This window comes from Flavobacterium sp. B114r, assembly GCF_056824125.1.
On record NZ_CP124858.1, the window covers coordinates 4,296,103 to 4,308,891 of the forward strand.

Annotated in this window: 9 protein-coding genes; 7 read left to right on the forward strand and 2 right to left on the reverse strand. The window is 34.5% G+C overall.

The features are described from left to right. Positions 1-237 precede the first annotated feature (237 nt). Positions 238-708 carry a cupin domain-containing protein gene (locus QLQ94_RS18245; protein ID WP_482498060.1) on the reverse strand — a complete coding sequence of 157 codons (471 nt, stop codon included), beginning with the start codon at positions 706-708 and terminating at the stop codon, positions 238-240. Beyond that, complete coding sequence (locus QLQ94_RS18250; RefSeq protein ID WP_271334190.1) at positions 705-1,703, reverse strand: NADP-dependent oxidoreductase; 999 nt, start codon at positions 1,701-1,703, stop codon at positions 705-707. Before QLQ94_RS18250 ends, QLQ94_RS18245 begins: the two co-directional genes overlap by 4 nt. 93 nt (positions 1,704-1,796) lie before the next feature. Between QLQ94_RS18250 and QLQ94_RS18255 the strand changes: the two genes are divergently transcribed. The 7 genes from QLQ94_RS18255 to QLQ94_RS18285 all read left to right on the forward strand — a co-directional run bounded on the left by QLQ94_RS18255 (position 1,797) and on the right by QLQ94_RS18285 (position 12,478). Continuing rightward, positions 1,797-2,177 (forward strand): winged helix-turn-helix transcriptional regulator, encoded by a 381-nt coding sequence (locus QLQ94_RS18255; protein ID WP_271334189.1) that lies wholly within the window; start codon positions 1,797-1,799, stop codon positions 2,175-2,177. A 336-nt stretch (positions 2,178-2,513) separates the two neighbouring features. Then, positions 2,514-4,010, forward strand: coding sequence for an ankyrin repeat domain-containing protein (locus QLQ94_RS18260; RefSeq protein ID WP_427401596.1), 1,497 nt, complete (start codon positions 2,514-2,516; stop codon positions 4,008-4,010). 111 nt (positions 4,011-4,121) lie between these two features. Continuing rightward, positions 4,122-4,604, forward strand: a complete 483-nt coding sequence (locus tag QLQ94_RS18265; protein WP_271334187.1) for a DUF2271 domain-containing protein — start codon at positions 4,122-4,124, stop codon at positions 4,602-4,604. A gap of 161 nt (positions 4,605-4,765) precedes the next feature. Then, positions 4,766-6,955 (forward strand): PepSY domain-containing protein, encoded by a 2,190-nt coding sequence (locus QLQ94_RS18270; protein ID WP_427401597.1) that lies wholly within the window; start codon positions 4,766-4,768, stop codon positions 6,953-6,955. 276 nt (positions 6,956-7,231) lie between these two features. Next, the gene (locus QLQ94_RS18275; protein WP_271334185.1) at positions 7,232-8,239 is read left to right on the forward strand and encodes an FAD:protein FMN transferase; all 1,008 of its coding nucleotides are present in this window, start codon (positions 7,232-7,234) and stop codon (positions 8,237-8,239) included. A gap of 472 nt (positions 8,240-8,711) precedes the next feature. Beyond that, positions 8,712-11,108 (forward strand): TonB-dependent receptor, encoded by a 2,397-nt coding sequence (locus QLQ94_RS18280; RefSeq protein ID WP_271334184.1) that lies wholly within the window; start codon positions 8,712-8,714, stop codon positions 11,106-11,108. A 35-nt stretch (positions 11,109-11,143) separates the two neighbouring features. Then, positions 11,144-12,478, forward strand: coding sequence for a hypothetical protein (locus QLQ94_RS18285; protein WP_271334183.1), 1,335 nt, complete (start codon positions 11,144-11,146; stop codon positions 12,476-12,478). Positions 12,479-12,789 lie beyond the last annotated feature (311 nt).

Below are 12,789 nucleotides of genomic sequence, written 5' to 3' on the forward strand. Positions count from 1 at the left end.
TAAAGAACGTTCCGGAGGAACAAAAACATATTGTAGGGAAGGATTTTAATCCATCATAGGTAATCAAAACCGTCAATCAGAATCACTAATTTTTGACGAGCTTCTCGCGGAGATTTCTCTTTGCGTCGAAAAACAAAAATGAGGCTAAAACTAAGTAAAATTCATAAAAAATCCGTGCAAATCCGTGTTTTCGCGATAGCGAATCCGTGTCATCCGTGGGCCATAAATTCAACAACCTTATTTCTCTGCATCCAATAATATCGCCAATTGAATACAAGGCAAATCAGATTGATTGCTCCACGCATGATTGGTTCCTCTTTGCACGACAATATCTCCGGCTTGCAATAAAGTTTCGCCTTCATCAACAATAAGCCAGATTTCACCGGAAAGAATTACGATATAATCTAAAGTTTCAGTTTGATGCATCAACGGATGTGGCTGACCTTTGGGCGTCACAATTCCAAGATCCTTATCGGGTGGTATTTGAACATACCTGAAATAACTTCCTTTTTTGGGTGTATGTGGGAAAGCAGTATTTTCGATCACTTTTTCTTCTTCTAATTTTACAGGCATAGAATCTGTCGACCAGATATCTGATATAATTAATCCAGGAAAATGTTCTGAAACATTTGATACAATTGCATCTTTTTCAATTATTGATTTTCCGTTTTTTATTCCCGTAATGATCCTTCTCGGAATTGGTTTCATAATTGGTTTATTTGCATGATTAATTTCTTTCCGTTCGTTTTATTTTCGCGGAGTATTGTGTGTGCTTTTAATACTGTCGAAACTTCTAAATCCCCCATTATTTCTATACTTGGTGGCATAATAGATTTATTTTCGAGTAAACTTCTCAATTGGTCAAGACCTGCTTTATAATAATCGTATCGTTTCTCCAACCCATATGCATAATTGGATATGTTGAGAATCGTTGCACCTTTACTAAAAAGGGTTTCGCGTGAATCAGGGGTAGAAAAATTAGTAACATCAACATACGTTCCGTTTGTTTTTAGAAGTTTTGCAGCTGTAACTGCCATCTCATTCCCTACTAAATCAACGACAAAATCAAAGTTTTCGCCATTATTTAATGCTAAAGCCGTTTCGTAAACTTTATCCTTTTTATAATTTATAATCTGATTTTGTTTTATGCCAAGATCTAATAATGATACGATACTCTTTTCGTTTCCTGCCGTCACAATAAAATTATTATACCCGTTTGCAAGAAGCAATTTCAAGAGCATATTCCCTACTCCGCCAGCAGCTCCTGTTATAAAAATAGAATCATCTTTATTGACTTTCATTCTCTTTATAATTTGTAATGCTGTCAATCCCACAGAAGGTAATGCGGCTCCTTCTTCTAAAGAAATATTCTTGGGCAAATGCATCAGGATCGCTGCGGGAACACAAATATATTTGGCATATGTACCGTTTGATCCCATACTTCCGGACCCACAAAAAACAGCATCTCCTATTTTAAAATCAGTAATTTTTTTGCCAATCGCAGATACAATACCGGAAAATTCCCTGCCTAATATAGTTGAATGCAATAACTTGCGTTCCATCGCATTTTCGGTCATTTGGTAATCTATCGGGTTAAAACCTGCCGCCACTATTTTTACCTGAACCTGATCGTGTATTGGTTCCGGTGTATCAACTTCTTCCAGTTTAAAATCCCCATTCTGATGTAAAATGATTGCTTTCATTTTTATATTTTTTATGGTACAAAATTATCATACAAATACTTTATTTTTGCTATTGGTTAACCCGAGGTTACCAGTTACCAATGAGAAACTACTATGGCAAAAATTAATGATAACGGAATACTACGTGAAGCAAATTGTTCAGAAGAACTTATGGCAATGCGTGATAGTCTGGACATATTAGGAGGGAAATGGAAATTGATGATCCTGCGTTTTTTAACAAACCGAACACATCAGGTAATTAACTTCAAAAAAATGCAACGGGAAATCGAAGGAATTTCTGCCAAGATGCTCAGTAAAGAGCTAAAAGAGCTGGAAATTAATTTGCTTGTTTCCAGAACACAACAACAAACAAAACCTATTACGGTCGTTTATGCTATTACAGAATACGGAAAATCTGTTCTTCCGGTAACTGAAACTTTGGTAAACTGGGGATTAAGCCATCGCGAAAAGATTATTGAAACGATTAATAAATAGTAATAAATCTTCAGAAAGAATCGGTACTGGGAATTGAATTTATTCTTCAAATTATAACTTATAATAATCTACAGTACAACATTCTAATCTCCTTTTTTTTTTCAGGTATATACAAACAAAAACCAAGAATCTTGTCATTTCCCTGCCTTTTTCTTATTATTTAAAATCTTAAAAATTGATTAAAATTCGAGTTTATTCCTTAAATAAATTGATTTACTAATATTAATTTTTACATTTGTGTTATTTTTAATTATTCTAAATAGATTGAAGGTCTTATTTGAATTTTACAATACAAAGAAATATCCTTAAACCAATTTAAACAATAAATATCTCCATATGAAAAAGAATATTTTTATCTCTTTTGCATTAGCCGCTACTTTATTTGTTAGTGCCCAACAAAAAAATAGCTTATTAGAACAATCTTTTTGGAAAAATGCACCTGATACAAACACAGTTAAAGCTGAAATTGCAAAAGGAAACAATCCTGCTGAAGCAAATGCAAATGCTTTTGACCCTACAGTTCTTGCTATTAACAATGATGCACCTTTAGCGACTATTAAATTTTTATTGGACCAACCCGGAAACGAAGTAGGTAAAATGACGCATGATAATCGTATTTATTTGCATTGGGCGGCTTACAGAGGAAATACTGAACTGGTAGAATATCTGATTGCAAAAGGTTCTGATATTAATCTGGAAGACAGCCACGGCACTACTCCAATTGTATTTGCTGCATCTAACGGACAAACTAATACAGCTTTGTACGATGCTTTTTTTAAGGCAGGAATAAGCCCTAAGAAAAAATATAAAAGTGGAGAAAACTTATTGCTTTTAGCTATTGCAGCAGACAAAAACCTAACACTTACTGATTATTTTATCACTAAAGGAATGTCTTTGAAAGATGTTGATAGTGATGGAAATACTGCATTTAACTATGCTGCAAGATCCGGAAATATTCCATTTCTGAAAAAGCTTTTAGAAAAAGGAGTTAAATATACTGACAATGCACTTATTATTGCTTCTCAGGGTAGCCGCAGAGAAACGAATACACTTGAAACATATAAATATTTAGTAGAAGAAGTAAAAATCAAACCTACTGTAACTACTAAAGATGGAGAAAATGTACTTCACTTTCTAGCTGCAAAACCTAATCAAACTGAAATTATCAACTATTTTTTATCTAAAGGTGTAGATGCCAATAAAACTGATAAGGAAGGAAATACTCCCCTGATGGTAGCGGCCAGAGCAAAAGATACTGCTGTTTTGGAACTACTATTACCAAAAGTAAAAAACATCAATACACAAAACCTAAAAGGAGAATCGGCTTTGACAGTTGCGGTTAAATCAGGAACTCCTGAAGCAGTTGCAACCTTGCTAAACAAAGGTGCTGACGTAAATGTAAAAGACAAAGACGGAAACAATTTAGGCGTTTATTTGGTACAATCCTACAGACCAACGGGACGTGGTGAAGCTAACGCTGCTAAAGATCCGTTTGATGCTAAAGTAAAATTACTTCAGGACAAAGGATTAAACCTTAGTACGCCGCAAAAAGACGGAAGCACATTATACCACTTTGCTGCAGCCAAGAATGATTTGAACCTGGTAAAGAAATTATCCTCTTTAAATATTGATGTGAATGCTAAAAACAAAGATGGTATAACAGCTTTGCATAAAGCAGCAATGGTTGCCAAAGATGATACTATCATGAAATATTTAGTATCAATTGGGGCTAAAAAAGACGTTACTACTGAATTCGACGAAAGTGCTTATGCTTTGGCCAAAGAAAATGAGTCCCTAACTAAAAACAACGTATCTGTTGAGTTTTTAAAATAGAATAAAAAATTATGAATTATGGGGTTGAGTTATAAGTCAAAACGAAACTCAAACCCATAATTTATAACCAATAACTAATAACTCACAATTTACAATTCATAATTAATTAACATGAAATCAATATTTAAAATAGCGTTAACAGGCGCACTAATCTGTCTTATCTCTTTTCAGGCAAATGCACAGGCGAGCAAATACAAATGTATGCTTCAAATGGCAAATTACATGGGAGAAGGAGCTTACATCGTAGTTTCGCTTATTAACCCGACCGGTGGTTATGAGAAAACGCTTTATGTAATGGGCGACGATAAAAAATGGTACAAATCATTGAAGGAGTGGAATAAATTTCAAACTCAAAAACCTGCTGATATCAGTGCAAAAACCGGAGCATCAGTTACTGGTGGAGATCGCAGTATTACAACCATAGAAATTGAAGATTCTAAAATTAACAAAGGATATAAACTAAGATTCGAATCTGCTGTTGAAGATCAGAAATACTATGTAAGTGATCTTGAAATTCCTTTAACTACTGAAGGATTAGCTGATAAAACAGAAGGAAAAGGATATATTAGATACGTGAGATTAAACAAGATTTAATAGTTTACCGTTTCTAACAAACTTTGTCAAAGTTTTGAACTTTGACAAAGTTGACACATTAAAAAGATTAACAATTATATTTTACCATCCGGAAGAAAATCTTTTTAATCTGTGGCAAACCAATTCTCAGTTACATTTGATTACACTATAGATTACATTCAATGACTCTTTCCTTTTGGCGTTACTCACACCTGGCTCTGGCTCTTTTCTCTTCTTTGTTTTTAGTTTTGGCTTCAGCAACCGGTATTATTCTGGCAGTTGATGCGATGCAGGAAAAAACACTTCCGTATCATACAGAAAACTTTGGCAAGATCACCTTAGGCGAAACTTTGCCAATACTAAAAAAGGCCTATCCGGAAATAACAGAACTAAGCGTAGATCATAATCAATTTGTAGCTTTACAGGCAATTGATCAGGATGGTAATGATATCAATGCCTATATTGATGCCAAAACCGGAAAAGCTTTAGGAAAGCCAATCAAAAAAAGTGAATTCATACAATGGGTCACCGGTTTTCATCGTTCGTTATTTCTTCATGAAACCGGACGTTTTTTTGTGGGTGTAATCTCTTTTTTATTAGTCTTAATCGCGATCTCAGGCTTTGCTCTTGTTCTGAACAGACAAAGAGGCATTCGTAATTTCTTTTCGAAAGTAGTCAAAGAATATTTCACTCAATATTATCATGTTGTTTTAGGCAGACTGGCTTTAATTCCAATTCTGATTATTGCACTTACCGGAACGTATTTATCTTTAGAAAGGTTTAACTTTTTTATGGGTAAAGAAAAAAATCAAAAAGAAAAAATAGAGGTTGTATCAACTCCAAAAGGTAAAACTCCATCCGTCTTTACAACTACCCTTTTGGCCGATGTAAAGAAAATCGAATTTCCGTTTACAGACGATCCTGAAGAATATTATATCATTCAGTTAAACGATCGTGAAATCGAAGTCAATCAGGTTACAGGTGCTGTTGTGACTGAAAAACGTTCCCCAATGACGGTTCAGTTATCTGATTTAAGCCTTAATCTTCATACCGGAAAAACCAATGCAATCTGGGCTTTTATATTAGCCATTGCAAGTATAAATATTCTCTTTTTTATCTATTCAGGTTTTGCAATTACTTTAAAAAGAAGAGCAAGCCGTATTAAAAACAAATTCAAAGCCGGCGAAAGTAAAATCATTCTTTTAATTGGTTCAGAAAACGGAAGCTCATTGCGGTTCGCTAATGCTATTCTCAAGCAATTAATCGCTCATGGAGAAAAAGCTTTTATTACTGAATTGAATAGTTTTACTGTTTTTCCGAAGGCAGAACATATTATTATTTTTTCGTCTACTCACGGATTAGGAGATGCTCCGTCTAATGGAAATAAATTTATTTCACTTTTAAAGAAATATCCCCAACAACAAAAAATCAATTATTCTGTTGTCGGTTTTGGCTCGAAAGCGTATCCCGATTTTTGTGGATTTGCATACGAAATTGACAAACAACTGGAAAATCAGAATTGGGCAGAACGTTTTCTGGAAGTTCAAACAGTTAATGATAAATCTGCTGCAGAATTTGTAGAATGGATAAAATTATGGAGTACTAAAAACGAAATTCCATTATCAACAACACCTTCTCTATACAATCATGTTCCTCAGGGTTTACAAAAAATAATGGTATTGGATAAAACGTTAGTTTCTGAAAATGAGCCAACTTTTATCCTTACTCTAAGAGCCAATTTAAGATCAAGGTTTAATTCTGGAGATTTACTTGCTATTTATCCGGCAGACGATACGAGGGAACGCCTCTACTCTATTGGAAAACATACCGGAAATATTCAATTGGTTGTAAAACTACACCAACATGGTTTAGGTTCTGAATTCTTAAATAGTCTGGTGCCGGGAAATATTATCAAAGCAAGGATTATCAATAATAAAGCCTTTCATTTTCCTCAAAAAGTTTCTAAAATAGCATTAATTTCTAACGGAACGGGTATTGCTCCTTTCCTTGGAATGATTGAACAAAATAAAGCAAAAACAGAAACACATTTGTATGCGGGATTCAGAATGGAAACTGAAACTGTTTCAGAATATAAGAAGTTTACATCAGAAATGATCCAAAAGCAAAAACTTCAAAGTTTTCATCTGGCTTTATCACGCGAAGCAGAACATTTTTATGTAATGGACCTGATAAAACGTGATGCTGACTTCTTTATTGATCTGTTGCTGCAAGGTGGTGTAATCATGATTTGCGGTTCGCTTGCGATGCAAAAAGATGTTGAAGCCATTCTGGATAAATTGTGTCTTGCCGGAGAAATGAAGAGCATTTCATATTATAAAGATAATGGTCAGTTACTTAGTGATTGTTACTAAACACGAATTTTACTAATTTACACAAATTCTTTCGTGCAATTAATTTCATAACGAGAGTACTAAATATTGGTAGAAAATTATAAATTCAAAAAAAAAGAGCCCCGGCGGGGTGATATATATTTAAACAGTTGCTTTTAGCTTGCAGTAGACGCAATAGCAATCATTTTGTTGCATACCTATGGCACGCTAACAAATTTCGAATAAATAACTACCAATATTTTGTATCTAAAGTCACATTTGAAATCTTACTAAAAACAGTCTTTAAAAACGATTCTCATGCATAAATCAACCTTATATACCTTCCTGTTTTTTTCTGTAATCTTATGCAGCTTATCCGGCAATGCACAAATTCTAAGAAAAAGAACAACCTTGCTTATGGGCGGACGATTTGATATTACAATTGTTGCTAAAGATTCTCTTTCGGCTGAACAAAATATCGATGAAGTCATTGCGGAAATTACACGAATAGAAAATCTAATTTCCGACTGGAAACCAGATTCGCAAGTATCACAAGTCAATCAAAATGCCGGAATCAAACCTATAAAAGTAGATCGCGAAGTATTTGAATTAACACAAAGAGCCATACAGTTTTCTAAAGCTACAAATGGTGGCTTTGATGTGAGCTTTGCTGCAATGGACAGAATTTGGAAATTTGACGGATCAATGACCGGGATGCCTTCGGCAGAAGCCATAAAAAAATCGGTAGAAAAAGTAGGTTATAAAAACATCATTTTAGATTCAGTTCAATCTACTATATTCCTAAAATTAAAAGGAATGAAGATAGGTTTTGGTGCTTTAGGAGAAGGATATGCGACTGACAAATGCCGAAACATGATGCTCGCAAAAGGCATTAAAGCCGGAATCGTAAACGGATCCGGAGATATGACGGCATGGGGAAAACAACCCAATGGCAAAGACTGGAATATTGGTATGACCAATCCGTTTCATCCGGATACCTTATTTGCAGTAGTTCCATTAAATAATGGCGCCGTAACCACCTCAGGAAGCTACGAAAAGTTTGTTGTTTTTAATGGTAAACGATATTCTCATATCATAAATCCAGCAACAGGTTATCCTGCCACAGGATTGTGCAGCGTATCTGTTTTTGGTCCAAATGCCGAAACGGCTAATGGTCTTAGTACCTCACTCATGGTTTTAGGACAAAAAGAAGGTCTGCTTTTCCTTAAGAAATATCCAGAATACAGTTGCGTAATGATTACCGATAATGGAAAACTGGTAAAATCAAAAAACTTCTCTATCAAAAAATTCAGGGCAAAACTTTAATGCATTTTCATACAAGAGACTAAACTCAATTTTTTTATCACGCAAAAAAAACATTAAACCCCACGCTTTGGGCAATGTTATTAAGTTAAGGAAAATCTATAATGCTTTTACCGAATGGATCTCGCGCAAAGGCGCAAATTCGCCAAGTTTACATCCGTTTTCTTTGCGCATTTGCGCCTTTATGCAAATTTTTATAACCATAATTTTCTTTAAAAAACATTAGCTTAATGACATTATGCTTTGTGATAAAAACCTGCCGGGTTTTCTTCTAATATTAGACCTGCCGATCTCCACTTAAAAACACAAAATCTCCTTATCCCTGTTCTTAAATCATTCTTATTCAAGTTCTAAAAATATCAAAATCCCAACATTAGAATTTCTAATGTAATTCTAATGATTTTCTAATGTATTTATTTAGATTAAATATAAACAATATTATAAGTTTGCGTTTCTATTGATATGTAAACTAATTATGAGATTTATATTATTTGTTCTTTTGCTTGCCAATTTTTCTGCTTGGTCACAAAATGGAAAAATTACCGGAAAAGTAAGTTTCCCTCACCATCAGCCAACTTCAGGGGCTTCGGTACTTGTTTTAGGAACACAAAAATTTGTTATTGCTGACAATCAAGGTCAATTTGAAATAGAAGGATTGGCTTATGGAAATTATACTTTAGAAATTTCTTCGTTAGAAGCCAAAACTAAAACTGTTGACATTCATATAAATCGTCCTTCTTTTCATATTACTATTTCAATAGAAAAAAATGATCCTAAGAACCTTAAAGAAGTTGTCATTCAGAAAAAATCCATAAAAAAGGAGATTACAGAAAAAGGTTTCTCGGTAAATGTCATTGACACCAAAGATGCAGCTACCAGAAACCTTCAGACAAACGATTTACTGGATCGCTCTGCAGGAGTTCGAATCAGGCAAAATGGTGGTTTAGGATCTAGCGTTGATTATAATGTAAACGGAATGACGGGAAATTCTATACGAGTATTTATAGACGGGATTCCAATTTCTACCTATGGCTCATCATTCAATTTAAACAGTATTCCACCCGCATTAATCGAACGCATAGAAGTTTACAAAGGCGTTACCCCTGCTCATTTGGCAGATGATGCATTAGGTGGAGCCATAAATGTAGTGTTGAAAAAAGGAGCTAAAAATACCTTGAATGCTTCTGTTTCTTATGGTTCTTTTAATACAGTTCAGTCTAATTTTAATACTACATACCGCGACAAATCCGGTTTTACAGTAAAAGGATCCGGGTTCTATAATTACTCTGATAATGATTATGAGGTATGGGGGAAATTTGTTTACAATATCCTGCCAGACGGACGCTACGATTATGTTAGAGCCAAACGTTTTGAAAACAGATACCGTTCATATGGAGGAAGATTTGAGGCTGGTTTTACAGATGTTAAATGGGCAGATAACTTTTTAATAGGTGTAAATGTTTCTGAAGACCACAATCAGATTCAGCATGGTCAATATATGACAAGACCTTATAAAGGCCGTTTTACAGAAGCGGATGCGACAGCAATAAGCTTGAATTATGCTAAAAAAGATTTCCTTGCAAAAGGACTTGACTTTACCTTAAACGCAGTTTACAGCCAAAGAAACGAAACATTAAATGACACTGTAAAATGGACTTACAATTGGTTTGGCGAAAAAGCACTGGGATTATATGGTAAACCTATTTTATCTACTTACGGAGCGCAACAAGCCGGGCCAACTATTAATACTATCGCAAGTAATATCCTTACGTCACGAATGGGATTAAACTATAACATAAATGAGAAGAACAGAATTGTGTTTAGCAATATGTTTTATATGGTTGACAGAAATGACAATGACCTGATAAAACCAGAATTTCAGAACAATTTTGAGGCAACACGCGATTTACAAAAAACAGTTTCTTCATTAGCATATGAAATGGAAGCTTTTGATTCCCGTTTAAGAACCAATGTTTTTGCTAAATTCTATGAACAGAAGTTAAATGAAATAAAACCTGAACTCCTTTCTCAAAATGGTCAAAATACCGTTATTGAAAAAATAACTAAAAACACAAATTCATTTTTCGGATACGGTTTAGCCACTTCTTATTTTGTTACCCCTAAAACAATGGTTTCATTATCTGCAGAAAAAGCGATTAGACTGCCTTCTGAAGATGAAGTATTCGGGAGACCGGGAGAAAATATAATAGGAAATTCTGAACTAAAACCTGAACAAAGTAAAAATGTAAACGCAGGAATTAAATTTGGTCCTTATGATTTTAACCAACACAGAATCTCTTTTTCCGGATCCGGATTCTGGAGAAATTCTACAGACAAAATTGTACGTGCCATTAGTATCCGTTTGAATGAAGCGGTACAATCAACACCTTTTGCGAATCTTGGAAAAGCACAATCTTTGGGTTTCGAAGCCTCATTTGATTATGTATACAATAAGAGATTATTCGTATCCATGAACATGTCGAAATTTAATTCATTATATAAAAGTAAATACGACAAAAACGGAAATGTGCTCCTGTACTATAATAAACAATTACCTAATGAGCCGTACTTCACCGTAAACGGAAGTCTTCAGTATAATTTTAAAGATATTTTACAAAAGAATTCTGAACTGAACTTGTATTACAATTTTGGTTATGTGGGAGAATTTTATACGTCATGGCTTGAAATAGATAAAACAACAACTCAATTCCCCCAAGACTTAGGATTGAGTTACGCTTTTCCTAACAAAAAAATAATAGTAAGCTTTGATGCCCGAAATATTCTAAACGAACAGGTATATGACAATTTTGCTGTACAAAAACCAGGAAGGGCTTTTTATTTAAAATTAAACTACACACTCAATAAATTCTAATACTCTATATAATTAATTTTTTTAAATCCATGAATATGAAAAAAAGTACATTTAAATTACTTGCATGTGGTCTGGTTTTTACAACATTTGCCCTAACAACAAGTTGTAGCAGTAACGACAATAACGATAATACCCCACCTACATTACCTGAAACTCCGGGACGTTGGATTACTCTTGCCGGTGCATTGATGCAAACAGAACCAGGAGACGGAAACGGTGGAACAAAAGTATTTTCTGTTTCTAAGGTAGATGCAAGAAATCCTAATTTTTCTATTGATGTATACGGAAAAGGATCTCCTGTTCAGTCAAGCAGAACCGCTCGTTTACAATCATCTGTAGATGGAAGCACTCTTTTTAATATTACTTACACAGGTGCAAACGGTGGTGAATTTATGACTTATAAAGTAAACGGAGCTGCTAACTTTGCGCAGTCCGGAGCTACAGTAAATATCTCTCAATATGCCGGAACATCACCAAGATGGAACAAACTTTTTGACGGTGATAAAACAGGTGTAGCTGTAAATGTAGCGACCCCGGTAGTGGTTACTAATACTGACAAAAGTTACAAACATACCAGAGGACTTGCAACTGTTGTATCATTGAACATGCAACAAACTTTAATTTCGGCATATAAACAATACGAAATTGCATTAACTGCTCAGGAAGAAGCACAAGGACATCACCTTTTCCGTTTGGATGCTCCAACACTTAACAAAGCCGGAAATAAATTAATCATTGGTACATGGATGCGTAAAACAAATCCTGAGACCGGACAAAACGAAGCTACATTTGACCGTTTAGGTTCAAAATCTGTAATTGTTGATTACCCTTCTTTAGAGAATCCACAGGTGATTACTTCTACAGTAGCTTTTGGAGATACAAGTGGTTTCCGTAGTTTTAATAGCTTTTTAGCAACTGACGGTAATATTTACCAAGCGACTCAAAGAGACACAAAAAATGGTTCTTACATCTTAAGAATTAACCAAAGCAATCAATACGACAACTCTTATAACTTTAGCCTAGATACGGCTCTTGGAGTAAAAGGATCTTATATCGACGCATGGAGATATGCAGGAAACGGAATTGCTTATGTACTTTATACTCATGCAGATGCAGGAGAACAAGGTTTTGTTGCAAGAGTTGACCTGAATGCAAAAACAGCTAAAAAAGTAGAAGACATAGCTTATGACCCGGCTTTAGATTTTGGTCAGTACCAAGGTTTTGTAGTTGACGGAAATGATTTATACATCGCGGTTACTCCAGTTGGAAAAGACGGAAACCTTTATATTATCGACATTCCTACCGGAGCTGTAACTAAAGGGGCTAAATTGATCAACAATCCTGGAAACCATTATATTGGTGTATTCTAAAAAGATACAAACACAGCAACATAATCTGTAAAGATAATAACTTGAATTTTTTTTTTAATTAGAACATTCCGCTTCATTTTTTGGGGCGGAATGTTTGTTTTTAATAGCGTAATAAAAAATTAACCGCAAAGAACGCAAAGTTTTTTTGCCTAATATTACGTTGATAAATAAAGAGTTCGCAAAGCTGTTTCAATACCAAGCTTTGGGAACTTTAATTCTTAGAAAATCGCATTAATATAACTTTGCGCGCTTTGCGGTAAAATTCTCTGTTTCAGATCGCTATAGGGATTGCAATAAAATTAATTAGTAAA

Bases quoted from the DNA above. Each gene is read 5' to 3' on its own strand.
- QLQ94_RS18245 (WP_482498060.1), bottom strand. From the start codon at position 708: ATGAAACCAATTCCGAGAAGGATCATTACGGGAATAAAAAACGGAAAA.
- QLQ94_RS18250 (WP_271334190.1), bottom strand. From the start codon at position 1,703: ATGAAAGCAATCATTTTACATCAGAATGGGGATTTTAAACTGGAAGAA.
- QLQ94_RS18255 (WP_271334189.1), top strand. From the start codon at position 1,797: ATGGCAAAAATTAATGATAACGGAATACTACGTGAAGCAAATTGTTCA.
- QLQ94_RS18260 (WP_427401596.1), top strand. From the start codon at position 2,514: ATGAAAAAGAATATTTTTATCTCTTTTGCATTAGCCGCTACTTTATTT.
- QLQ94_RS18265 (WP_271334187.1), top strand. From the start codon at position 4,122: ATGAAATCAATATTTAAAATAGCGTTAACAGGCGCACTAATCTGTCTT.
- QLQ94_RS18270 (WP_427401597.1), top strand. From the start codon at position 4,766: ATGACTCTTTCCTTTTGGCGTTACTCACACCTGGCTCTGGCTCTTTTC.
- QLQ94_RS18275 (WP_271334185.1), top strand. From the start codon at position 7,232: ATGCATAAATCAACCTTATATACCTTCCTGTTTTTTTCTGTAATCTTA.
- QLQ94_RS18280 (WP_271334184.1), top strand. From the start codon at position 8,712: ATGAGATTTATATTATTTGTTCTTTTGCTTGCCAATTTTTCTGCTTGG.
- QLQ94_RS18285 (WP_271334183.1), top strand. From the start codon at position 11,144: ATGAAAAAAAGTACATTTAAATTACTTGCATGTGGTCTGGTTTTTACA.